The 24,778-nt window shown below is 25.9% G+C and carries 26 protein-coding genes; 18 read left to right on the plus strand and 8 right to left on the minus strand.

Annotation, left to right across the window (positions count from 1 at the left end):
• Position 1 precedes the first annotated feature (1 nt).
• The 8 genes from ACXX88_RS00135 to rpsP form a co-directional block, all read right to left on the minus strand.
• Positions 2–1,999: a S8 family serine peptidase gene (locus ACXX88_RS00135; RefSeq protein WP_458559204.1), complete on the minus strand. Its 1,998-nt coding sequence runs from the start codon at positions 1,997–1,999 to the stop codon at positions 2–4.
• 94 nt (positions 2,000–2,093) lie between these two features.
• Positions 2,094–2,900 carry a hypothetical protein gene (locus tag ACXX88_RS00140; protein ID WP_458559205.1) on the minus strand — a complete coding sequence of 269 codons (807 nt, stop codon included), beginning with the start codon at positions 2,898–2,900 and terminating at the stop codon, positions 2,094–2,096.
• 90 nt (positions 2,901–2,990) lie between these two features.
• Positions 2,991–4,073, minus strand: a complete 1,083-nt coding sequence (locus ACXX88_RS00145; RefSeq protein ID WP_458559206.1) for a M42 family metallopeptidase — start codon at positions 4,071–4,073, stop codon at positions 2,991–2,993.
• Between the two features lie 9 nt (positions 4,074–4,082).
• Positions 4,083–5,168, minus strand: coding sequence for a M42 family metallopeptidase (locus ACXX88_RS00150; RefSeq protein WP_458559207.1), 1,086 nt, complete (start codon positions 5,166–5,168; stop codon positions 4,083–4,085).
• Positions 5,155–5,808 (minus strand): hypothetical protein, encoded by a 654-nt coding sequence (locus tag ACXX88_RS00155; protein WP_458559208.1) that lies wholly within the window; start codon positions 5,806–5,808, stop codon positions 5,155–5,157. Before ACXX88_RS00155 ends, ACXX88_RS00150 begins: the two co-directional genes overlap by 14 nt.
• A 54-nt stretch (positions 5,809–5,862) precedes the next feature.
• Positions 5,863–6,219 carry a 50S ribosomal protein L19 gene (rplS, locus tag ACXX88_RS00160; protein WP_436358928.1) on the minus strand — a complete coding sequence of 119 codons (357 nt, stop codon included), beginning with the start codon at positions 6,217–6,219 and terminating at the stop codon, positions 5,863–5,865.
• Positions 6,209–6,886: a tRNA (guanosine(37)-N1)-methyltransferase TrmD gene (gene trmD / locus ACXX88_RS00165; RefSeq protein ID WP_436358929.1), complete on the minus strand. Its 678-nt coding sequence runs from the start codon at positions 6,884–6,886 to the stop codon at positions 6,209–6,211. Before trmD ends, rplS begins: the two co-directional genes overlap by 11 nt.
• 1 nt (position 6,887) lies before the next feature.
• Entirely contained in the window at positions 6,888–7,151 is a 264-nt protein-coding gene (gene rpsP / locus ACXX88_RS00170; RefSeq protein WP_458557450.1) for a 30S ribosomal protein S16, read from the minus strand.
• A 221-nt stretch (positions 7,152–7,372) separates the two neighbouring features.
• Between rpsP and uvrA the strand changes: the two genes are divergently transcribed.
• The 18 genes from uvrA (at position 7,373) to ACXX88_RS00260 (ending at position 24,777) form a co-directional block, all read left to right on the plus strand.
• Positions 7,373–10,216, plus strand: coding sequence for an excinuclease ABC subunit UvrA (gene uvrA, locus ACXX88_RS00175; RefSeq protein WP_458559209.1), 2,844 nt, complete (start codon positions 7,373–7,375; stop codon positions 10,214–10,216).
• Entirely contained in the window at positions 10,203–11,117 is a 915-nt protein-coding gene (gene hprK, locus ACXX88_RS00180) for an HPr(Ser) kinase/phosphatase (RefSeq protein ID WP_458559210.1), read from the plus strand. Before uvrA ends, hprK begins: the two co-directional genes overlap by 14 nt.
• Positions 11,107–12,054 (plus strand): prolipoprotein diacylglyceryl transferase, encoded by a 948-nt coding sequence (gene lgt / locus ACXX88_RS00185; RefSeq protein ID WP_436358933.1) that lies wholly within the window; start codon positions 11,107–11,109, stop codon positions 12,052–12,054. Before hprK ends, lgt begins: the two co-directional genes overlap by 11 nt.
• Positions 12,055–12,084: 30 nt before the next feature.
• Positions 12,085–13,002 (plus strand): NAD(P)/FAD-dependent oxidoreductase, encoded by a 918-nt coding sequence (locus ACXX88_RS00190; RefSeq protein ID WP_458559211.1) that lies wholly within the window; start codon positions 12,085–12,087, stop codon positions 13,000–13,002.
• A gap of 138 nt (positions 13,003–13,140) precedes the next feature.
• Positions 13,141–13,656 (plus strand): hypothetical protein, encoded by a 516-nt coding sequence (locus tag ACXX88_RS00195; protein WP_458559212.1) that lies wholly within the window; start codon positions 13,141–13,143, stop codon positions 13,654–13,656.
• 231 nt (positions 13,657–13,887) lie between these two features.
• On the plus strand, positions 13,888–14,460 hold the full coding sequence (locus ACXX88_RS00200; RefSeq protein ID WP_458559213.1) for a hypothetical protein: 573 nt from the start codon (positions 13,888–13,890) through the stop codon (positions 14,458–14,460).
• 157 nt (positions 14,461–14,617) lie between these two features.
• Positions 14,618–15,298 (plus strand): nuclease-related domain-containing protein, encoded by a 681-nt coding sequence (locus tag ACXX88_RS00205; RefSeq protein WP_458559214.1) that lies wholly within the window; start codon positions 14,618–14,620, stop codon positions 15,296–15,298.
• 3 nt (positions 15,299–15,301) lie between these two features.
• Entirely contained in the window at positions 15,302–16,009 is a 708-nt protein-coding gene (locus ACXX88_RS00210) for a M48 metallopeptidase family protein (RefSeq protein ID WP_458559215.1), read from the plus strand.
• A 1-nt stretch (position 16,010) separates the two neighbouring features.
• The gene (gene cysS / locus ACXX88_RS00215; RefSeq protein ID WP_458559216.1) at positions 16,011–17,216 is read left to right on the plus strand and encodes a cysteine--tRNA ligase; all 1,206 of its coding nucleotides are present in this window, start codon (positions 16,011–16,013) and stop codon (positions 17,214–17,216) included.
• Between the two features lie 50 nt (positions 17,217–17,266).
• Complete coding sequence (gene rlmB / locus ACXX88_RS00220) at positions 17,267–17,947, plus strand: 23S rRNA (guanosine(2251)-2'-O)-methyltransferase RlmB (RefSeq protein ID WP_458559217.1); 681 nt, start codon at positions 17,267–17,269, stop codon at positions 17,945–17,947.
• Between the two features lie 13 nt (positions 17,948–17,960).
• A complete protein-coding gene (locus ACXX88_RS00225; protein WP_458559218.1) occupies positions 17,961–18,470 on the plus strand; it encodes a hypothetical protein in 510 nt (169 codons plus the stop codon).
• 29 nt (positions 18,471–18,499) lie between these two features.
• Positions 18,500–18,643 (plus strand): 50S ribosomal protein L33, encoded by a 144-nt coding sequence (gene rpmG / locus ACXX88_RS00230; RefSeq protein WP_436358942.1) that lies wholly within the window; start codon positions 18,500–18,502, stop codon positions 18,641–18,643.
• Positions 18,643–18,855, plus strand: coding sequence for a preprotein translocase subunit SecE (gene secE, locus ACXX88_RS00235; protein WP_458557500.1), 213 nt, complete (start codon positions 18,643–18,645; stop codon positions 18,853–18,855). The genes rpmG and secE overlap by 1 nt, the downstream gene beginning before the upstream one ends.
• A gap of 3 nt (positions 18,856–18,858) precedes the next feature.
• The gene (gene nusG / locus ACXX88_RS00240) at positions 18,859–19,440 is read left to right on the plus strand and encodes a transcription termination/antitermination protein NusG (RefSeq protein WP_458559219.1); all 582 of its coding nucleotides are present in this window, start codon (positions 18,859–18,861) and stop codon (positions 19,438–19,440) included.
• A gap of 182 nt (positions 19,441–19,622) precedes the next feature.
• On the plus strand, positions 19,623–20,999 hold the full coding sequence (locus tag ACXX88_RS00245; RefSeq protein ID WP_458559220.1) for a BMP family ABC transporter substrate-binding protein: 1,377 nt from the start codon (positions 19,623–19,625) through the stop codon (positions 20,997–20,999).
• Positions 20,965–21,216 (plus strand): hypothetical protein, encoded by a 252-nt coding sequence (locus ACXX88_RS00250; RefSeq protein WP_458559221.1) that lies wholly within the window; start codon positions 20,965–20,967, stop codon positions 21,214–21,216. Before ACXX88_RS00245 ends, ACXX88_RS00250 begins: the two co-directional genes overlap by 35 nt.
• A gap of 113 nt (positions 21,217–21,329) precedes the next feature.
• Entirely contained in the window at positions 21,330–22,886 is a 1,557-nt protein-coding gene (locus tag ACXX88_RS00255) for an ABC transporter ATP-binding protein (protein WP_458559222.1), read from the plus strand.
• Positions 22,879–24,777 (plus strand): ABC transporter permease subunit, encoded by a 1,899-nt coding sequence (locus tag ACXX88_RS00260; RefSeq protein WP_458559223.1) that lies wholly within the window; start codon positions 22,879–22,881, stop codon positions 24,775–24,777. The genes ACXX88_RS00255 and ACXX88_RS00260 overlap by 8 nt, the downstream gene beginning before the upstream one ends.
• Position 24,778: the final 1 nt, after the last annotated feature.

The following is a 24,778-nucleotide window of genomic DNA, read 5'->3' on the forward strand; positions in this document are numbered from 1 at the left end:
ATTATTGAATTGTATAAGTTAAAGCAAGAGCATCATCAATTGAATTATCAAACAATCTATCACTATATTTTTTAATTTTAAATCTATATACTCCTTCGCTTTGAGTTTGGTATTCAAGAAGTTCATCTGATGATGAATTTGATATAATAGATTTTATTTTGACTCAATTTCCATCTGAGGATTTTTTTTCTAAAATTAAATCATAATCTGAGAAGAGAGAATCATTTTGTTTAGAAAGAGTAGTTTCTAGTTTTAGTCTTCCTTCATCTATATGTGTTTTATTTCATTCTTCTGTTTCTATTTTGATTCTTGTTGCTTCAATACCGTTTGAAATTAATCCACCAGCAAAACCTAAAAGTCATCATCAGTTAACATGTGGATTATATTGTGGTTTATTTTCTCTATTTTTTAAAATTCCAGCATTAAATAATCAAGAACTAGCACCTTTTATGAGTTTATTTTTTTCCACATAAAATTCTTTTGAATAAAGAACAAAATCTTTATCATTTTTTGTAATACTTTTTGTTACAAGATTATCTGCTGCTTCTAACATTTTTTCAAAATCTGCTATTCCTGAACCATATTTTAAACTATATCCATTATTTTTGTATTCTAAATCAGAAACTTTTGGTTTTCTACCTGAAGCACCAATTATAGCTTTTATAGCTTGCACTCTTACTGAATCAGTATCTAAAAACCTTTTTTCTCTTAGAAGAGTTGATATCATTCCACTAACTAGTGGTGCAGCAAAACTTGTACCATTATGAATATATTCAGAATCATAAAAAGTACCATTTTTCATCATATTTTTTCTACTATATAAATAACCAGGGGCGGTTATATTAGGTTTAGTATAATCTTTGTATTTATTCAAAACCATATAATTTGAATAAGGTGCAATTTCATCAGTAGATGTTTTGTTTCAATAATCATAATCTAAAGCGCCTACTACTATATTATTTATAGATATTTTATTTCCGTTAATTCATTCATTTGATGTATCTCTATTTTCATTTCCATTTCCTGAAGAAAAAACATTTACTACACCATATTTTCTGGAAATGTAGTCTAAAAAGAAATTATTTTCATCATATTTTGAATCTAGTAAATCATTTATTGAACCATAGCTGTGGTTAATAATTTTTACATTATTTTTTACTAATCATTCAATTGATTTTTGTCATTCTGCATTTGTATAAAAAGTACTAAAAAATAATTTTGAATATCTATCTACTCCTTCAGAACCCGATGCTATTGCAGTTACTTCATGTGCGTGATGAGAATCTAGAATTTGATTATTTTCAGGAACAAAAATCTCAAAACCATTTTTTTCAAAATAGTGCATTTCTTCCAAATTTAACTTACCTTTTGTTTCTAAAATACCTATTTTTCCGATATTATGATAATTTCTTTTGTTTTCTCTTTCTTTTTGTTTTTCAAAGTTAATAAATTTATGATTATTATTTTCAAATTTACGATCAATTTTATAATAATAATCTTCGATTGTTTTGTTTTTTGTGTAAGTATTTTTAAGTTTTGAATTATGATTATTTTCAAAAAGAATAGCAGAATATATTTCTTCTTCATTAATAATCATTTTTACAAAATTTTCTCTTTCATCTTCATTGTTAAAATAAAATCAAACAACAGGCATTATTGAACTAATTTTAAAACTGTGAAAATTATATTTCAGTAATTTAATTTTTTCTATAAATTGCTTATTTTTTATTTCAAAAAAATCTTCGTCATATTTGTCATAATCACTCATATCATAATTTAAAAGTAATTTGAATTCAAAATTATTGTTAAATATAATTTCTTTATTTTCATTATTTAATTTATTTAAAGAATTTTTTCGTAAAACTAATTTTTCATTTTTAAAAGTTTTATATCAGTTATTTTCTGTTACTAATATTTGTTTTGAATTACTTAATCCAAAGATAATTGCTGAACCCACTAAAGTAGAAGTAGCAAAAAGATATTTGAATTTATTTTTCATATTATTTCTCCTTTTTTATTTTTATATTAATATTATATCATATTAAAAATTTATTTTATTTTGAACAAGTTTAAAAAACATTGAACATAATATCCTATGAATTTTCTTTTTCTTCATTATTTACATCGTATTTTTTCTTAAGAAATTCAAATAATCTTTCTGCTTCTTTTTCAGCAATGGGGGTATTTATTATTTCAACTTTTTTATTTTTATTTGTTTTTAAAATATCTAATTGCGAATCAAAATAATACTTAATATTATCGGTGGATATTTGCGGATAATTCAAATCACTTACTTTTATTCTTTTAAAGACAAAATAATCATTTTTGTTTTCAAAAAAGGGAATTAAATAATATAAATTTCATCATAATTCAATACGGGGATACCACGATTGTGACAAAATTAAATTATTATTTTCAAAAAATTTTTCTGCATCTTGCCCATCTAAATAATATTTTTCAAATTCTTTTTTGTTTATTTTTTGAATTTCCTCTTCACTCAAACTATGATAATTATTTTTGTCTAATTCAGGATTTTGATTGTATAAATTTTCTCAAAAGGATTTGTTAAAAAAGTTTAAATAACTTTCTTGTAACTCATTAAAAGAATAAATTATCTTGTAATTATTTTTTATAACTTCATAAGCTTCTCTTTTGTTGTAATTAATAGATTTATAATTTATAAGATTAGTCATAAAATGATAATCTTTTATTCTTTTAATATTATTATCTTCTTGATATTTTATTAATAATTTTGAAAACTCTAAAGCATCTTCATCATTATATTCTTTGTTTTTTGACTTTTCTTCATTTTCAGAATTAAAAATTTTTACACAAGAAACGAAAGAAAAAGGAATTGTTGACACTAAAATATTACTTAAAAAAATTAATTTGTTTTTCATATATTTACTCCATTAGTTATATTATATAATTAAAATTAATTTTTGTGTAAAAAGAAATAAAAAATTCTCCTAAAAAGAAGAATTTTGTTTTTATTTGTATCTAATAGAATCAAGCATTTTTTGATCAAATATTTTTAAAAATTCAACCATTAAATTAATCATTGCTTCAATATCAAATAATGAAGCAACTCCTAAAGGTGAATGTAAATATCTTTGTGGAATTGATAAACTGATTGTTGGAACACCGCCTTTTCCATATTGTAATTCAGCAGCGTCTGTTCCACCACCTTGTGCTACATATTTATAAACTGGAATATTATGTTTTTTACCTAAATTCATTAAAATTTGTACTAATTTTGGATCCATTAATGTTTCAAAATCTTGAACATTAATTGCAACTCCTGCTCCTAATTTAGGAATTCCTGTAATTGCTTGATAAGTATCATGGGAAGCTCCTGTATCAATTGCAAAAGCGATATCTGGTTCAATTATAGAAACAGAAGTTTTTGCTCCTCTACATCCCACTTCTTCTTGAACTGTTCCAACAAAGTAAGGTCTATTTGGTAATTTTTCATCTTTTAGTCTGTTGATAATTTGATCAATTACTGTTACACCTGCACGGTTATCCATCGCTTTACCAGCAACTAAGTCAGGATTGAATAATCTAAATGTTTCTCCATGCATATAGATTCTGTCACCAATTTGAATTCCTTGTTCTTCAGCTTCTTTTTTGTCTTTGAAACCAAAATCAATAAATAAATCTTTAATGTTTATAGCTTTTTGGATTTTTTCGTTTTCCAAAATATGAATGGAAGTATGACCAAAAACCCCGTAAAATTCTTTATTTTCGGTAGTTATAAGTTTAGCTTTTGTTCCTACTACCACATTAGGTCATACTCCACCAATGGTTACAACTCTAACTTGTCCATTTTCTAAAATTTCAAGAACTGAAAAACCAACTTCATCCATATGTGCAGCAAGCATAATTTTAGGTCCATGATTATGATCTTTTTTAGTTATAATAACACTTCCCATTCTATCTCTTGCATATTCTACATTAGCATCTTTAGTGTTTTTTCTTAATGCTTCTACAACTTGGTCTTCGTATCTAGAAACACCTTCTATTTCCATGTATTCTTTTAATCTTAAAAATAATTGTTCTTTGTTATTCATTTTTGCTCCTTATTTATATTGTATTTTATTATATTCTTCATTATTCATAAATTTGAAAAATTCAGTTAATAATTGAATTACTGCTTGTAAATCATTTAAATCACAAACTCCAAGTGGAGAATGTAAATATCTTTGTGGTATTGAGATTGTTACGGTAGCAACACCACCTTTTCCATATTGTAATTCAGCAGCATCTGTTCCACCGCCTTGTGCTACAAATTTATAAATTTTTATACCTTTGTTTTTAGCCAATTGCATTAAAACTTCTATAAGTTTTGGATCCATCATAGTTCCACGATCTTGAACTCTAATTGCAACTCCATCACCTAATTTTTGTCTTCCGCTGATAGTTTGATAAGTATCGTGAGAAGCGGTTGTATCGATAGCAATTGCTATATCTGGATTTATTTTTGAAACAGAAGTTTTTGCACCTCTAGTTCCCACTTCTTCTTGAACTGTTCCAACAAAATATGGTATATTATTTAATTTTTCATCTTTTAGATTATTAACAAGAAAATCTAAAACAGTAACACCTGCACGGTTATCCATTGCTTTACCAACAACTAAATCTTGATTAAATAATCTAAATGTTTCACCGTGAATGTAGATAATATCTCCTGCTTGTACACCTTGTTCTTCAGCTTCTTTTTTATCTTTAAAACCAAAATCAACAAATAAATCTTTTGTTGTTACAGCTTTTTGAATTTTTTCTCTTTCCAAAATATGAATAGAAGTATGACCAAAAACCCCGTAAAATTCTTTATTTTCGCTAGTTACAAGTTTTGCTTTTGTTCCTATTATAACATTAGCTCATATACCACCAATGGTTGCAACTCTAACTTGTCCATTTTCTAGAATATCAAGAACAGTATAACCAACTTCATCCATATGAGCTGTAACCATAATTTTAGGTCCTTGATTATGATTTTTTTTGGTGATAATAAGTGAACCAAAATTATCATATTCATAATTTAAATTTTCACTCATAGTGTTGCTTTTTAGTTTATTTGCTACTTTTTCTTCTCTTCTAGAAACACCTTCTATTTCCATATATTCTTTTAGTTTTTTAAATATTTCTTCTTTATTGTTTTTCATTTTCTACTCCTTGTATAATTTCATTTTGTATGTATTCAAATGAGAACCTATTTATAATTATAAGATTTTCTAGGAAAAAGTTGCTAAAAATTGAATAAGCTTTCTCTTTTTTAAACATTTCTTTTTTATAAATTGTTTCAATAAAATCATTAATTAAATTGACTAATGGTAATATAAAATTTTCATTGAATGTTTTTGTGTGAATTTGAGTTTTTTCATTTTCATAATCAAAGTTGAAAGTTAAATTATCTTCTTTATCAAGCAAAATTAATAAAATTTTGTTTTTAGATAATAAAGTCAACTTTTTACTATTGAATATTGATTCAAAAATTGAACTATATTTCTCTGTATTTGTTAATTTGATAAATTCTAAACAAGCATTAAAAGTTTCTTCGTTAGCATTTTCTAAAGTGGTTTGCAGTTCATTAAAAGAAATATCTATTATTCCTTTAGTTTCGAACTTTTTAGTATTTCCAAGAAGTTCTTGATTAGTTTCAAAAAGCATTTTTTCAAATTTTTGCTTATAAGTTTCAGGAATTCAAGGGGCACTTAATTCAGTTTCAATTAATATTTTTTTAGTTATAAGATCTTTTTCTTTGTTAATTATTTCAATAATTTCTTCATAATAATTTGGTTTCATATTTTAACTTTAATAAAAATATAGATAATATAATAATCATCTATATTTGTTTTATTATTTTTTAATTCTAATTTCTTTAAGTCTAGCAGATTTACCTTTTCTATCTCTCATGTAGTAAAGTTTTGCTCTTCTAACTTTATTTGAACGAACAACTTCAATTGAAGAAATTGTAGGCGAATTTAAAGGAAATGTTCTTTCAACACCAATACCGTATGAAACTTTTCTAACAGTAAAGGTTTCTCTAGTTCCTTCGTTTTTCATTGCTATAACTAAACCTTCGAAAATTTGGATTCTTTCTTTTGAACCTTCTTTAATTCTTACGTGAACTTTAACATTATCACCTTGTTTAAATTTAGGTAAATCAGTTCTTAATTGTGAACTTTCAACAATTTCCATTAATTTATTTTGCATTTTCTTTCCTTTCTAAAATATCTGGTCTATTTTTTTTAGTTTTTTCAATTTGTTTTTGTTTTTTCCATTCTTCTATTTTTTTGTGATGACCACTAAAAAGAACTTCTGGAACTAACATATTTTTATAATTTCTAGGTCTGGTATATTGTGGATAATCTAATAATCCTTCATTTTCAAAAGAATCATTTAAATGGGATTCTTCCTTTATAACACCTTCAACCAATCTGATTACAGAATCAGCAATTATCATAGCAGGTAATTCTCCACCCGTCAAGACATAATCACCTATTGAAATTTCTTCATCAATTAAATAATCAATAATTCTTTCATCAAAACCTTCATATCTACCTGCAATTATTGTTATCTCTTTTTCTTTAGATAATTCTCTTGCTTTTTGTTGATTAAAAACTTTTCCTTGTGGGCTCATAACAATTTTTTTACCACCAACTGTTTGCAGCGCTAAATCAATTGGTTCTATTTGTAAAAGCATCCCGTGACCACCACCAAAAATTTGATCATCAACTTTTTTATGTTTGTTTTGTGAAAATTTTCTTATATCTATGATGTTTATTTCGATGATTCCTTTTTCAATTGCTTTTGCAATTATAGATTCACTTTTAAATATTTCGAAATAATTCGGAAATAGTGTCAAAAAGTTAATTTTCATACTATTTTGCTTTTTTAGAAGCAGCGAATTCGCTTAAAATTGATTCTTTTTTCAATAATGTTCTAACAGTTTCAGTTGGTACTGCTCCAATATTTAATCATTTTAAAATTAATTCTTTTTCAAGTTTTAATTCTTTAGAACTTGGGTTATAGTGTCCTAATACTTCAATAAATCTTCCATCTCTTGGTGCTCTTGCATCTGCAGCAACAATTTTGTAAATAGGATTGAATTTATTTCCTAAACGTTTTAATCTAATTTTTACCATATTTTCCTTTCTTGTTTTTTATACTTATTTATTTTATTAAATTATTTAATGCTTTAATAATGAAATAAATTTTACCACTTTTTGAAAAAATGTCAAGTAAAAGTGCTTGACAGATGATTTTATTTTTCATTTCTAAATTTAAAAAACTTAAAAAAAGAGATTTTTTTCATTTATAAAGACTAAAAAAAACAAAAAAATTACATTTTTTGTATAATTAAAAAATGAAAAATACACAAGACTTTATTACCATAGTTGGTGCAAAAGAAAATAACTTAAAAAATATAAATCTAAAAATACCAAAAAATAAGTTAGTTGTCTTTACTGGAGTTTCTGGTTCTGGTAAATCATCACTTGCTTTTAATACAATTTATGAAGAAGGAAGAAGGAGATATGTTGATTCTTTAAGTTCATATGCTAGACAATTTTTGGGTGGAACTAAAAAACCTGATGTTGTGTCTATCGATGGACTTTCTCCTGCTATTTCTATTGAACAAAAAACAACTCATAATAATCCACGTTCAACAGTAGGTACTATTACTGAAATATATGATTATTTACGTTTATTATATGCAAGAATAGGAAAACCATTTTGTCCAAAGCATAAAATAGAAATTACAAGTCAAAAAACTAAAGATATTGTTGATTCTATCTTTACTTTTCCGGAAAATTCAAAAATTTACATCCTTTCTCCTGTTGTTTCAAATGAAAAAGGTTCACATGAAAAATTAATTGAAAAATTAAAGAGAGAAGGATTTTTAAGACTAAAAATTGATGGAAAAATTTTCCTTATTGAAGAAGATGAAATCAAATTAGAAAAAAATAAAAAACACAACATTGAAATTGTTGTTGATAGATTAAGTATTGAAGAAAAAAATAGAGGTAAAATTACAGAATCCATTGATGTAGCCGCTGATTATTCTCAAGGAATAGTTAATGTTGAAATTCTCAACCAAAAAACAATTACTTTTTCCAAACAGCAAGCTTGTCCATATGGTGATTTTAATATGCCACACATTGATACAAAGGATTTTTCTTTTAATTCACCAAGTGGTATGTGTGACAAATGTAAAGGAATTGGTGTTATTTTAAGAGCGGATTTTGATTTAATAATTCCTAATAAATTCTTTTCTATTCAAGAAGGAGCAATTAAATTATTTCCTTTTCCAATTAATGGAAAATCTATTGAATGAAAAGAATTTGAAATTTTATTAAACTATTATGATATTGACATTAATAAACCAATTAACGAACTTTCTGATGAACAAATAGATATCTTAAAATATGGTTCTGAACATGAAATTAGTTATACTATCAAATCTGAAAGTGGTAATAAATACAATAGAACAAGAAGAATTGAAGGACTTTTAGAAAGAATTGAAAGAAAGTATTTAGAAACTTCTAGTGAAGATATTCGTAATTGATACAAGAAGTTTATGTCAGAATTTAATTGTGATGAGTGTGGCGGAGCGAGATTAAATCGCTACTCATTAGCTGTAAAAATTAATGATTTAAATATTTTTGAACTTTGTAACTTATCCATTGAAGATACATTAAAAGAGGTTCAAAATTTAAGAATTAATGCTTTTGAAAAAGAAGTTGCTGAATTATTAGTTAATGAAATAAAAGATAGACTAAGTTTTTTAGTTAATGTAGGATTAGAATATTTATCTTTAAATCGTAAATCAGAAACCCTTTCAGGTGGAGAATCACAAAGAATTAGGTTAGCAACACAAATTGGTTCAAATTTAACTGGTGTTCTATATGTTTTGGATGAACCATCAATTGGTTTACATCAAAAAGATAATCGTAAATTAATTAATTCTTTGAAAAAAATGGTTGAAATTGGTAATACATTAATAGTTGTTGAACATGATGAAGAAACTATTTTAGAAGCAGATCACATTATTGAAATAGGACCTTTAGCAGGTCGTAATGGTGGAGAACTAGTTGCTGAGGGAACTGTAGAAGATATTATGAATAATCCAATTTCAGAAACAGGAAAATTTTTATCAGGTAAAAATTTTATTGCTATTCCTAATAAAAGAAGGGCAGGAAATGGGCAATTTATTTCTATAAAGGGAGCTAAAGAAAATAACTTAAAAAATATTGATGTTAATTTTCCATTAGGTAAATTTATCGCAGTTACAGGGGTTTCTGGTTCTGGAAAAAGTACTTTAGTTAATGAAATTTTAGTTAAAGCACTTGAAAATATGACTTCTGAAGAAAAAGTAAGAGTTGGAAAACACCAATCACTAAATGGACATTATAATATCGATAAATTAATTAAAATTTCACAATCACCAATAGGAAGAACTCCAAGATCAAATCCAGCAACTTATACAAGTGTTTTTGACGACATAAGAGACGTTTTTGCTAATTTAGAGGAAGCTAGAAGTCGTGGATATTTAAAAGGGAAATTTTCTTTTAATGCTTCTGATGGTCGTTGTGAAAAATGTCAAGGTGATGGAATGCTAAAAATAGAAATGCATTTTCTACCTGATGTTTATATCAATTGTGATCACTGTGATGGAACAAGATATAAAAATGAAATTCTAGAAATTAAATATAAAAATAAAAATATTTCAGATGTTCTAAATATGACTGTTCTTGATGCTTATGAATTTTTTGAAAATCGCCCTAAAATTGCAAGTAAATTAAAAACTTTAATAGATGTTGGACTTGACTATATTACTTTAGGACAATCAGCAACTACACTTTCTGGTGGTGAAGCACAAAGAGTAAAATTAGCTAAATTCTTACAAAAAAAACCTACAGGAAAAACTTTTTATGTTCTTGATGAACCAAGTACTGGATTACATCCACTTGATGTTTCCAAACTAATTAAAGTTCTTAATAGATTAGCAGATAGCGGTGAAACTGTTTTAGTAATTGAACATAATTTAGATATTATTAAAGTAGCTGACTATGTAATTGATTTAGGTCCAGGTGGTGGAGTTAATGGTGGAACCATAGTTGCAACAGGAACTCCAGAAGCAATTGTTCAAAAGGAAAATTCTTTCACAGGTCAATATTTAAAAGGAGTCTTGAAAAATGGAAAACATTAAAATTTCTTTTTTAATAAATGAGTTTAATTTAAATCCCATCAACAACTTTCCAGAAGGGGAAATCAAAAGACCTTCTATTAATAGAGCGGGTTTATTACTTGCTGGGGCAGTAAGTAATGAAACTTTAACTAAAAACATTGTTGCCTGAGGTACAAATGAATCGGAATTTTTACTTTCTTTAAACCAAACAGAAAGGAAAAATGCATTAATTCGTGTTTTAGGACAACATCCACCACTGCTAATGTTGTCAATTGGTTTTTCTAAAAAACTATATGATGAAGTACTTGAAATTGCCAACCAATTTTCAGTGCAAGTTACTAATAGTGAAGAACATTTATCCACTTTAATTGCAAATATTGGGAGTTTTTTATCTGAATATTTTGCTAAAAAAGAAGCGGTTCATGGATGTGCAATTATAATAAATGGAATTGGAGTTTTAATAGTAGGTTCTTCAGGTGTTGGTAAATCTGAAGCAGTATTAGAATTAATACAAGATGGACATACTTTTGTTAGTGATGATACTGTTATCATTTCAAGGCTTGGAACCAGGTTTATTGGAAAACCTTCCCCAATTACTCAAGATTTATTAGAAGTACGGGGAATAGGAATAATAGATATTAGACATACTTATGGTTCAAGTATGATTAGAAAAAAACTTGATATAGATTTAGTTTTAGAGTTAGTTTTAAGTGATAACTCTATTAACTTTGATAGATTAGGAAATAGTGAATTGCACTATAATATATTAGGTGGAACAATTCAAAAGATTCAAATACCTGTTAAACAAGGAAGAACAACTTCTTCTTTAGTGGTAGCAGCTGTTAACTCTTACCTAGTTAAACAAGATGGTTTGGATCCTATTCAAAAAATACAAGAAAGGATAAAAAATAATGCCAAATAACCCCAATTTTCCTGATTATTTGAAAAATGCTCGTGCTTTTAATGAAGGAGAAGCATATTATTTATTTAATCAGACATGATTACCTGTTTATAGTGTAATGATTATGCTTGGTATGATTTTAGCGATTTTAACCATCTTCTTTTTCTGAAAAAGAGAAAAGATGAATACTGATCACTTAGCAATCTTGGTTATGATTACTATACCAACTTCAATCATTGGTTCAAGACTAGGATTTATTTTTGAACAACTTATTGCAGGTAATGCAGAAAGTTTAAAACACACTTGATGAAATATTAGATCAGGTGGTTTATCAATTCAGTGAGGTGTTATTCTCTCAACTGTTTGTGATTTAATTTATATATATTTTAAAAGAGATGTAATTGATTATCGAAAAGCAATGAGTATTATTTTACCAGCTGTTTTAATAGGACAAGCAATTGGTAGATGAGGTAACTATACCAACCATGAAGTTTATGGAAAAATAGATGCTGATGGAAGTACTGTTTTATGACTTGGTGAAACAATTGTTAGAAATATGTTCATCAGCGATGCAGTAAATACAGAAGGAGCATTAAGAGTACCTTTATTTTTCTATGAGTTTCTAACATCAATTGTTGGATACATCATTATTGTTTGAATATTCAATTTATTTAATTGATTAAAACCTGGAGTTACTGCTGGTTTCTACTTAATTTGATATGGAGTAGTTAGATCTTCAATGGAATTTTTAAGACAAGAATCATATGTATTTTACTTTGTTTTAGCAATTATTTATATTGTTGTAGGTCTTATATTTGTAATTTATTACCAATTTTTTTCAAATTACAGATATTCAATAAGTAAAGCAGGAATTAAAGTAACTAAAGTTCAAAGATATGAGAAAACAAAAGAAAAAATGTTTTTCATTACTTGAGTAAACTATAAAAGAATTAATTAAAATTACAAAATAAAAAAAGAAGGTATAAAAATGGAAAAAATTTATGATGTAGCAATAATAGGTGCAGGTCCTGCTGGTTTAACAGCAGCAATTTATGCATCTAGAGGAAATTTATCAGTTGCAATTATTGAAAAAGGTGCTCCTGGTGGAAAAATGGTAGCACAATCAAAAATTGAAAACTGGCCAGGAGATAAAGTTGTAATGGGGGCTGATTTAGCTCTTAGAATGTATGAACATGCTTTAGAATATGGTGCAGAGCATTTATACGGAGAAGTAGAAAAAGTATTATCTTTAAGTGAGTTTGAAAAAGAAATTCACTTAAAAAATAATAAAATTATTAAAGCAAAAGCAGTAGTAGTTGCTTCTGGTATGAACGAAAGAAAACCAATGGATATTGAAGGGATTTTAGAATTTGAGCATCGTGGAGTTTCTTATTGTGCAATTTGTGATGGTCCTTTATTTGGAAAAAACCCATCTATTATTATAGGTGGTGGAAATTCAGCTGTTGAAGAAGGTTCTTTTTTAGCTTCTATTGCTTCAGAAGTAAATATCTTTGTAAGAGATGCTAAATTTAATGCAGAACCAAGACTTGTTGATGAATTGATGTCAAAACCAAATGTTAAAGTTCACTTTAACTCTAAAGTTTTAAAATTAAAAGGAAATACATCTTTAGAAGAAGCAGAAGTTGAAATTAATGGTAAAGTTCAAACAATTAAAGTTGCTTCACTGTTTCCATACATTGGATTTATTCCTGCAACTAGTTTCTTAAAAGACTTAAATATTTTAGAACCAAATGGTTTTATCAAAGTAGATCACTTCCAAGAAACTAAAGAAAAAGGAATATATGCTATTGGAGATGTAACTCAAAAAGAAATTAGACAAATTGCAACAGCAACAAATGACGGAACCATTGTAGGAAAAATCCTTACTAATCGTTTAGGTAAGTAGATTATAAATCATAATAATATTTAATTATTTACAAAAACTATATATAGCAAAAAACTAAAAATAGAAAAATAAAAAAATTTGAAAAAAATTATTTTATGTTATCATTTTAAGATATATTAATTTTTTAAGGAGAATAAAATGAAAAAAAATTTAAAAAATATATTTTTATCACTAGGAACAGCAACAGCAGCATTATCAGGTTTTGCTTTTGTAGTTTCATGTGGAGAAACTAAAAAACAAGAACCAACAACACAATCAGATGTAGCAGATGATTTATTTGTAAATGAATCAGAAAAAACATTTAAAACAGAAACAACTGATTTTGCAAAATACGATTTTAAATTCGATAAAACAAAAAGTACTTCTACTGGTTTTGAATATGTTTTAGATTTAGTTGACACAACAGCTAATGACACAACACCAGTTAAACACGGAGACAAACAATTTACTTTAGAATTAAAAGAACTTACTGCTGACGGTAAAGTTAAAACAGATGGTAAAACATTTACTGCAACATCAACTGCTGATGGAAATCACTACAAATTTAGTTTTGAATATGGAAGCGATGTAACATCAAAAGATCACTTTGGTTCATTAGGTATTTCTTCATTAAAATATGATACAAATACAGTAATCGTTTTAAAAAATAAATAATTTAGTTATTTACTTAATAAATTAATAATAGAATATTGATATGTATTCTATTATTTTTTTTACTTTAATTAAAAGTAAAAAAAGCAAAAAAAGACATTTTTTTTATAAAAAAAGATTGTTTTTTTTTTTTTTTTTGTAAATTCAAAATTTAAAGTTATAAAATTAATTTGTATTAAAAATAATAATTATTTTTTTAATATATTGTTATAGACAATAAAAATAAGGAGAAAAATGAAAAAAAACTTAAAAAATGTATTCTTAACCTTAGGAACAAGCGTTACTGCTTTAACAGGTTTTGCTTTTGTAGTTTCATGTGGAGAAACTAAAAAACCAACAGTAACACCTGAAACGCCAGCTACTGAAGAAAAAGTTGTATTAATTAGTGAAGAATCTAAAACATTTAAAACACAAACAACAAATTTCAATAAATATAAATTTGTATTTGACAAAGTACTAAGTAATGATAAAGGTTTTGAATTTGATTTATCATTAATAGATACTTCAACATCACACAAAGACACAACACCAGTTAAACATGACAACGGTACAAAACAATTTACTTTAGAATTAAAAGAATTAGATGAAAATGGTAATTTAAAAGTTGGAGGTAAAACTTTCACTGCTACTTCTACATTAGTTGAAAAACAAAAATGAGGTAATTCAGAATTACCTGTAAGTCCACGTTATAACTTTAAATTCTCATATGACACAAGTACAACTTCAGAAATGAAAAAACACTTTTCTTCATTAGGTATTTCTTCCTTAAAATACGATACAAACACAGTAATTACTTTAGAAAAATAGCAAAGTAATATTAAAATAGTGAATAATTTTATAATTTTATATAAAAATGAAAAATTATTGACAAATAATTTTTAGACAAGATATTTATTTATCTTGTCTTTTTCTTTTTATTTGTAAAGACAAAATAGTATAATTTAAATAAAAATAAAGGGGAAAAATGAGTCAAGAGCAAATAGCAGTAATTGCAGGAATTAGTGTAAGTATGTTTTTGATGCTTTTAATAACTTTCTTTTTGCTTTTTTTAAGGTTTAAATATTTTAAAAAAATATCTAAACAGGAGCAATTAGGTTTAGAAGCAGAAAAAAATATTAATTTTCTTTTAAGAAAATGAGCAGAAAAAAATAATTTTTATTTTTTAGAAAGTAGTTTATACAAATACAACGATAATCAATTATTTGAAGTTGATGGAATATTACTAACAAACAAAGCGATTATTATAGTAGAAATAAAATCAATAAATGGTGTTATTAAAGGAAATTCAACAGAAAAAACACTAAATAAAGTCTTAGGAAATAAGAGTTTTGAAATTTCTAATCCTGTTTATCAAAATGATAAGCATATTTATCATATAAAAAAAATGTTAGATGGAAATTTTCCTATTCTTTCTTTAATTGTGTTTTCAAACAGAGCACAAAGGTTAGAAATCGAAAATGAGTTAGCTTATGTTATCATTTGCTTAGAAGATGAACTCAATCAAATTCTTTTTGATATAAACACTTCATTAGAAGAAAGAATAAACCCAGAAACTCTAAAAGCTATTAAAGAAGCTTTTGAAAAATATCAAACAAATAATAAAAAAGATTATTTAGCATTAAAATCTTTTTCAACAAGTAGGTAAAATATGGAAAGTAAAGAAAAACAAAAAGTATTAAGAGAATTAATAATTGATAATTTAGCAATTAAAGTTGAGCAAGAAGTAACTACTTCTAATATTCAAAAAATAGCATTAAAAAAAGATTTTATTTTAGTTAAAAATGAAAAAATACTTGATGATGAACAATTAATAGAATTTATTAGACCTTTTTTTAATAAGTATAAAGATAAAATAATAACTACTTTATTTACAAAAGATATAGATTTAGACAATAGATATTTTTATTTATTTGGAGAAAAAATTCATTGCCTTTTTGATTTATTTTTTGGAAAATATAAATTCGTTCCTTTAAGAACTGGTTTTCAACCAAGACTCTTAAAAACTAAAAAGCAAGTAATAGAATATATAGAAGAAATTAGAAAAAGAGAGTTATTAAAATATTTATTAGTGAGATTAACAAACATCGAAAAAGAAATGGGAATAAAACATCAAAATAGAGTATTTGTAAGAGTTAAAAAATCTACTTGAGGTACTAATCATATTTTTAGAAAAGAAATTTATTTTTCAGAAGCATTATCCCCTTTTTCCAAAGATATCATTGATTCAGTAATTTACCACGAATTAGCTCATTGTTTTGTCCCTAATCATTCAAAAGAATTTTGAGATATAGTATATAAATACTGTCCTGATTATGATCAAAAAACTAAAAAATTAAACAATAAGGAATATCAATAAAATGAAAGAAGAAAACATTTATTTATGTGGTCCAACAGTTTATAATCATGTGCATATTGGAAATATGCGCTCTCTTGTTTTTATAGATATTTTAAATAGAGTTAAAAAATACTTTAATTACCAAATAAATTATCTTCACAATATCACTGATATTGATGATAAAATCATACAAAAAGCAATCGAAGAAAATAAAAATGAAAAAGAAATCAGTGAATTTTATTATCAAGAATATCTAAAGTTATTTAAAATTTATAATATTGTTAAACCAACTAAAATTTTAAAAATTACAGATAAACTAGATTGAATTAAAAATTATATTAAAGAATTATTAGATAATAAAAATGCTTATAAAAGTGAAGGTAATGTTTTTTTTGATGTTAAAACAATAAATAATTATGGAAGTCTATCTAATCGCAAATTAGAAGATATGAAAAACGAAGAAGATAATTCTTTAAAAAAGAAAAATATACAGGATTTTTCTTTATGAAAGAATACAGAATTAGGTATAAAATACGATTCTGAATTTGGACAAGGACGTCCAGGATGACATACAGAGTGTTGTGCAATGATTTATTATTACTTTAATAAAAAAACCATTGATATTCATGCTGGTGGTGTTGATTTGCTTTTTCCCCATCACGAAAATGAAAATGCACAGCATTTTGCTTTAACAAATAAAGCAATTGCCAAAGAATGAATTCATGCTGGCTTTATTAATAAAAACGGATATAAAATGTCTAAATCATTAGGAAATATTTTGCTTGCAAAAGATTTTGCTTCTTTACACGGAACTGACACTTTTAGAAATATTATTTTAACAACTAATATTTTTGCTCCTGTTGATTTAAGTGATGAGCTCATTATTTCTAATAAAAACAAAATTCAACAATTAACTAAATCATTTTATCAATTTATTTTAGAACAAAATAATTTAGTAATTGATACTTCTAAAATTGAAAAAATAATGAAGTTATTTCTTGAATTTAAATTTGCACAAGCAAATAAAGAAATAAGTGAAATACAGAAAAATAAAGACTTTGCAACTCTATTTGAAATTTATAGACTAATAGGTTTTAATTATGTAAATTTACAATTAGATCAAGAAATTAAAGAAATTTATTATAAATGAAAAGAACTAAAAGAACAGAAAAAATACGAACAAGCAGATAAGTTAAGAGTAATCTTATATGAAAAAAATATTTTATAAACAAATAATGGAAAAATAAATAAAAGAAAGAAGAAAAGAGAGTTTAAATAATGGGAAAATATATTTGTGGGAAAAATTCAGTATTGGATGCAATAAAACATAATTTACCAATAATTCAAATTTTTTCTTCAAGACCTGAAGAGTTAATCAAAGTACAAAAAGATATTAAAGTTATAAAAAAAGATTACAAATATTTAGATAATCTGACAAAAGAAAACCATCAAGGTTTTATTGCACAAATCAGTGATATTGAAACACATGATTTAAATGTTATATTTAAAGATAAACCAGAAAAAATCTTAATTTTAGATCATATTCAAGACCCACACAATTTCGGAGCAATAATAAGAACAGCAAATGCCAGCGGAATTAATCATATTATCTTTCCTAAAGAACGTTCTGTTGATATTACCCCAACAGTTTTAAAAGTATCATCTGGCGGATTTATAAATATGAAATTTATTAAAGTTGCATCTATTAGTGCAACAATAACTAAACTAAAAGAAAAAAACTTCTGAATTTACGGAACAACTTTAAGTTCCAATTCCATCGATATTAATCAAACAACATTTAACTATCCACTGGCATTAATTTTAGGTTCTGAAGCAAACGGGATATCTAAAAGTGTAGAAAAAATGTGTGATCAAAATATTTATATCCCTTTAAAAGGAACTGTGCAATCACTAAATGTATCTGTAGCAGCCGGAATTGTTTTATTTAAATTAAAGTAAAACAAAGGAAAAGATGAACAAATCAGAAAAGGAAATAGAAAAATATAAAGAACTAGTAATCGCAGCTTCTAAAAATGTTTTTAGCAAATTTAAATACATTCCTTTAACTTGAGAAGATATTAATATTTATGGTTTATCCATCGTTTTAGAAGTAGCACAAATAGCAAAGAAATATAATCAAGAAGACAAAAAAGGTGTAATTTATGCAATCTTGTTTAATAAATTAATGACTTATGCTAAATCATTTACTAAAAATAATTCTAAAATAATGAATTTTAGTATTTCATTTGAAGATGAAATTTTAACCAAACTAGAAGCAGAAAATTCCAAAGAATACCTTTTTAAAGAAGATTGTCAAAGGTTTTTTAAAAAGTTTTCTCATGAAGAATTAAATATCTTAAATTTATATTATCTTAATAACAAAACAATTAAGGAAATATCTAATCAGTTCTATACATCATCCTTTAAAATTAAAAGGTTTTTAGAAAAAGTAAAACTCGAAGCAGTTGAATATTTCAAATAATTGCAAAAATAATATATAATTAATAAACTATGTCTAAAGAAAAAATTGCATTAGCTTGTGAAGTTTGCAAGTCAAAAAATTATGTTAAAAATAAATCTGTAGATGACAGATTAGTAATCAACAAGTTTTGCAGAAAATGCAATTCTCAAACTTTACACAAGGAAGAAAAATAATGAAAGAAAAAAGAAATAAAAAGAAAAGAGAAAAAAAATATTATTTCAGAAATTGAATTAAAGAAATAAAAAGAATTAAGTGACCAAAAGGTAAAGATGCTAATAAAAACTTTATGTGAACTATTATCTTTGTGGTTATTTGTTCAATTTTATTTGTTTCTATTTCTTTCGTTGCAACTTTAATTTGAAATTCAATAGGAGTAGGTTTTTAAATAATGGAAAAAGAAAATTTTAAATGATATATGATTTCAACCATATCAGGAAAAGAAGAACAAGTTATTGAGTCTTTAAATAACAGAATAAAATCAGAATTTTTAGATAGTATTTTTGAAGAAATTAAAATGTTTACGGTACCACATTTAACTCAAAAAGAAATCGATAAAAAAATAAAAGAGGAACCATTTGTTGTAAAAACAGAGAATCTGTATAAAGGTTACATTTTTGCTAAAATGCTTATGACCGATGATGCCTGATTTATTGTTCGTAATACTCAATATGTTACTGGACTTGTTGGTTCATCAGGAAAAGGAGCTAAACCAACACCAGTTTCTAACCGCGAAATCAAAAAAATGTTTGAAGCAGAAAAAAAAGGTTGAGAAAAATATAATGCTGGAATCATTGATTCACCTTTCAAACCTAATGTCGTAGTTAGAGTTATTGAAGGTAGTTTTGAAGGCGAAGAAGGAACAATCATAGAAACTGATGATAGATTAGGTGATTCTTGAGTAGAAATTGAAATATTTGGTAGAAAAACTCCTACAAAATTTTCTCATAAACAATTAGAAGCAGTAAAATAGTTCAAAAATTCAAAAAATTTGCATTTTTTTCAATAAAATGCATTTTTTTATTTCACTTTTATGCAAAAAATTCAAAAAGTGGTAAAATTAATGTATATGATATTCAAATTTTCGAAAAATTTCAAATATTAAGTGAATATTATATATATTAAAAATAATAAATAATAAAATAAAGGAATAATATGAAATTAAGTAAAAAATTATTATTAGGACTAGGTGGAACATTAACAGGATTTGCAACTTTAGCAACCGTTGTTTCATGTGGAGATAAAAACAATTACTATACAACTGATTACTCAGGTATTAAAAAATTAGTAGAACAAAAAGCTCCAGAAATCAAAAAAGCAATCGCTGATAAAAATGCTAAAGAATTGAAAATTACTTTATTAACAGCTGGAGGAAATGTTAATGATAAATCATTTAACCAATCAGCTTGAGAAGCAATTTCTCAATTATCATTCCAAACAGAATCAAAAGCTAATAAATATGTATTAGGAGATTCATCTAACTTAGAAAAAAGTTACAATTCATTATTAACAACTGATTCTAATGTTTGAGTATTAACTGGATTCCAACAATCAGGTGCTTTTTCAAACTGATATAAAGTAAATAAAGATAAATTTAACCAAAAAGGAATTATTGTTATTGCAATTGACTGAGACTTAACAGATTCAGAATTACCATCAGGTAGATTTATTTCATTAAACTACAATACAGATGAAGCAGGATGAATTGCAGGTTATGCAACAGCAGATTACTTCTCAACTAAAGAAATTGATGATGCAAAAAGAAAAGTTGCAGCATTTGGTGGAGGATTAGGAGCTGGAGTTACTGATTTTATTGCAGGATACTTAACAGGAATTAAATACTACAATGCTAATAATCCTAAAGTTACAAAATTAACAGCAGATACATTAACTTTAGATACAGGATTTAAAGCAGATTCAACATCAACACCAAAAGTTAATACAGTAGTAACAACAGGAACACCAAAAGTTGTTTTACCAGTAGCTGGAAGTTTAACTTCTACAACTATTGATCAAATCCAAAAATCAAATAAAGGTCAATTTGTAATCGGTGTGGATACAGATCAATCATTAACTTTTGAAGCTTCAAAAACACTATTCTTTACATCAATTGAAAAAAGAATTGGAAATACCTTATTTAGAGTATTAGCTGACTTATTTACTAAAAAAGGAGCATCTTCAGATATTATTTCAACATTTGCTGAAGGAACAAAAAATGCTCATGTTAAATTAGGATACTGAGATGATTTTGTTGGATTAGCAAAATCACAAATTAGCGACAAAGCTGCAGCAGATGCTTCATTAGACAAAGCAGCAGCAAAATTCAAAGAACTTGTTACAAAAGAACATAAAGAAACTGCTAAAACTCTTTTAAGCATTCCAGTAATGGACCCAGCAGGTGCAGCAACTAACCAAACTGAATTAGATAAATTAGCTGCAGAAATTAACAAACAAACAGGAAAAGCAGCAACAGCAGAACAACCTACTCCACCAGCAGATGGAGCAGGAGCACCACAGGGGGGGGGCAAATAACAACCCACAAAATCCTGCTGGAGGAAATGCAGCTGGTTCAACAACTGGAACACAAAATGGTTCTGGACAAGCTGATGGGGCAGGGACTCAATCGGGAACAGGAACTCCTTCAGGGCAAACTACTCCAACTTCAGGTACAAGTGAAGAAGGAAGTCAATCACAAGGAAGTAACACTGCTTCTCAACCTGCTAATAACACAGCACACCAAGGTTCATAATCTTATTAAAACAATCCAATAATCTACTATAACAATTAGATTAAAATAAAAAAATAACTTTTATGTTATTTTTTTATTTGTTTATTTGTTAAAATTATATGGGAAAGAGAAAAATGGAAAATACAGTTAATAAAGTAGAAAATGCAATTGAATTTATTAATGTTACAAAAGAATTTGGAACAATAATTGCCAATAAGAACATTAATATTAAAATCAAAAAAGGTACCATTCATGCTTTAATTGGTGAAAATGGTGCTGGAAAAAGTACTTTAATGTCAATTCTATTCGGTCTTTATACACCTACAAGTGGTCAAATTAAAATAAATGGTCACAGTATGTATATTAAAGATCCTAACCAAGCTAATGATTTAGGAATTGGTATGGTTCATCAACATTTTAAACTTGTTGATGCATATACTAATTTAGAAAACATTATTTTAGGTGATGAATTTACACATAGAGGTTTTTTAGATAAAAAATTAGCAATTCAAAAAATACAAACTATACAAAAAAAATATAATTTAAATTTTGATTTAAATCAAAAAACAGGTGATGCTACTGTTTCTACACAACAAAAAGTAGAAATTATGAAAATGCTTTACCGTGATGCTGAAATTCTTGTGTTTGATGAACCTACTGCGGTTCTAAACCCACAAGAAATTGAAGGTTTATTAGAAACAATGAAAATCTTTAGAGAAAATGGAAAAACAATTATTTTTATTTCTCATAAATTAAATGAAGTTAAATCAGTTTCTGATGAAGCAACCGTTATTAGACACGGAGAAGTTGTTGGACACTTTAATTCTTTAAAAAATGTTTCAATTTCAGAAATTTCAGAAGCAATGGTTGGTAAAAAGGTAGTAATGCCCAAAAACAACACTGAAAACAACTTTACAAAAGTTGGTTTTGAGTTTAGAAACGTTAGTGCCAAACATCTAAAAGGAATTCAAGACGTTTCATTTACAATCAATAAAGGTGAAATTCTAGCAATTGCTGGAGTTGAAGGTAACGGACAAGAAGAAATTGAATTTGTTGCTTCAGGGATGTTAAAACCTTCACATGGTAACGTTATCCTTTATAAAGAAGATGAAAAAGGTCAAATTCTTGAAAAAGATATCACTCATATGTCTGTAAGTAAAAAGAAAGAAGAAGGAATTTCATATATTCCAGGTGATAGACATAAATATGGTTTAGTTTTAGATTTTACAATTGGAGATAATTCAATAATTAGAAGACTAAAAGATAAATTATTTAAAAATTTAGGAATTTTATCAACTAAAAAAATTCACAATTTTTATAAAGAAATACAAACTGAATATGATGTTCGTGGTGGAAGAGATGGAAAATCCAAAGCTAGATCATTATCAGGTGGAAACCAACAAAAAGCAATTGTTGGTCGTGAGATGTTAACTGAACATAATTTTATTATCATTGTTCAACCAACTCGTGGATTAGATGTTGGAGCAATTAACATTATTCATAACAAAATACTACAAGAAAAAGCAGCAGGTAAAACTATTTTACTAATATCTTACGAATTAGATGAAATTTTTGCTTTAGCAGATTCAGTAGTAGTTATTAACAAAGGAAAAGTTTCAGACAAAAGAGATGTAAAAAATATTACAAGAAACGAAATAGGATTATTAATGGCAGGAGTACACAATGAATAAAGTAGAAGAAAAGAAAATATCTTTATTTAAAAGATTTTCAAACTTCTTTTTTGAAGAAGATAATACAAATGCAAGAAAGAAAATATTTAGTTCTTTATGAGCATTATTCTTTGGAATGATAATTGCTTCTATCTTTATTGCATCTTTAGGTTCTAATCCGTTTGAAATTTATTATCAAATTATAAATTCTTCATTAAAAGAAGAGTTTATTTATAGATTCTTAATTACTATTTCAGTATTTATATTTGCATCGGTTGCTGTTGGTGTTGGATTTAAAGCATCGATGTTCAATATAGGAATACCAGGTCAAATGATGGCTTCAGGTCTTGTTTGTTTTGTTGTGGTAAGTTATTTAGGTTCAACCAGTAATACCGAAATAGTTGTTAAAGGATGACATTTAATAGTTGGACTTTTAGCAGGATTAGTTGCAGCAGTTTTTGTAGGGATGATTGCTGGATTACTAAAAGCATTCTTTAACATAAATGAAGTTATTTCAACAATTTTATTAAATTGAATTATTTACTATATTGCTTATCAATTACTTGTTGGGAAAATTCAAGGTCTTCCTTTTACTTTACCTCCAGGTTTAACAGATTTACCAATATCTAAAAAAATAATTTTTGAAAATGATTTCTTTAATTCACAAGCATTTGCAGGAATTTTATTAGGACTATCATTTATTTTTGCTATAACAGTTTGATTTATAATCAAAAAAACACCTATTGGTTATAAAATTAAAATGACTGGATTTAACAAAAATGCTTCTAAATATTCTGGAACAAATGAAAAATTATTAATTATATCTATTTTAAGCGTTTCAGCAGTTTTAGCAGGAATAGCAGGATTTCTTTGATTTGTTTTCTCAAGACAAAATCTACCTATACTTTCATCTCCCGAACCTTTAGGATTTGATGCAATAGCAGTTTCCTTGCTTGCTTATAATTCACCTATAGGAATTATTTTCACAGCAATATTCTATTCACTTTTAACAGTTGGTTCAGATAATATTCAAATTTTAAATCCAAAATTAGATGCACAAGCTGTTCAAATGATTTCAGGACTAATCATTTATTTTGCTGCTATCGCTGTAATTTTCTTTAAATTTAAACCAGTTTCTAAATTTATTAAATTTGTTTTCTTAGTTAAAAGCCATTATTTCTATCATGAAAATAGAAAAATTTATGAATATAAACAACTAAGATCAAAAATCAAAAAACAAATAAAAAATAAAAATAATTCTTCAGAAACAATTGAGTTATGAAGTAAAAGATTAGAAATTTTAAATGATTATATTAAACACTTGCAAAATTTACATAAAGAAAAACCTTATGTATTTAAAAAAGCAAAAGCAGAATATATTCAAGAATTTATAAACTTTAAAAATAACAACCCATTAAGTAAAAATGCTACAATTAATGAATATATTAAACATCTTGAAAAAGAATTATTAATTAATACAAGATTTTTAAATAAATTATCCAATTTATCAAAAGAACATAAAATTAGTATATTTAAAGCATATTGATTTAGTAAAAAAATCATGAGAAAAAACAATAAATTATCTGTTAAAATAATCGAATTAACAAACGAACCAAACAAAATACAATGAAAAGTTCTTCAAAATGAACTTAAATCTGATTTTTTTAAAAAAGCTATGAATCAAAAAGACATTAATGAAGAGCAAAAAATTGAGTTATTTAGAGAATTATCTGAAAAAAGAAGAGAAATTAACAAACAACTTTCTGAACTTGGTTTTTATGACTTAAAAGTTTTAAAAGACCAATACAAGGCAAATAGAGTTGAATTAAAAGCTCAATACACCAAAGAAAAAGATTTAATTGTTCAAAATATGAAAAACGAACACAAATGAATTAGAATTGAGGTAATATAAA

This window comes from Mycoplasma sp. 5370, from assembly GCF_054343435.1.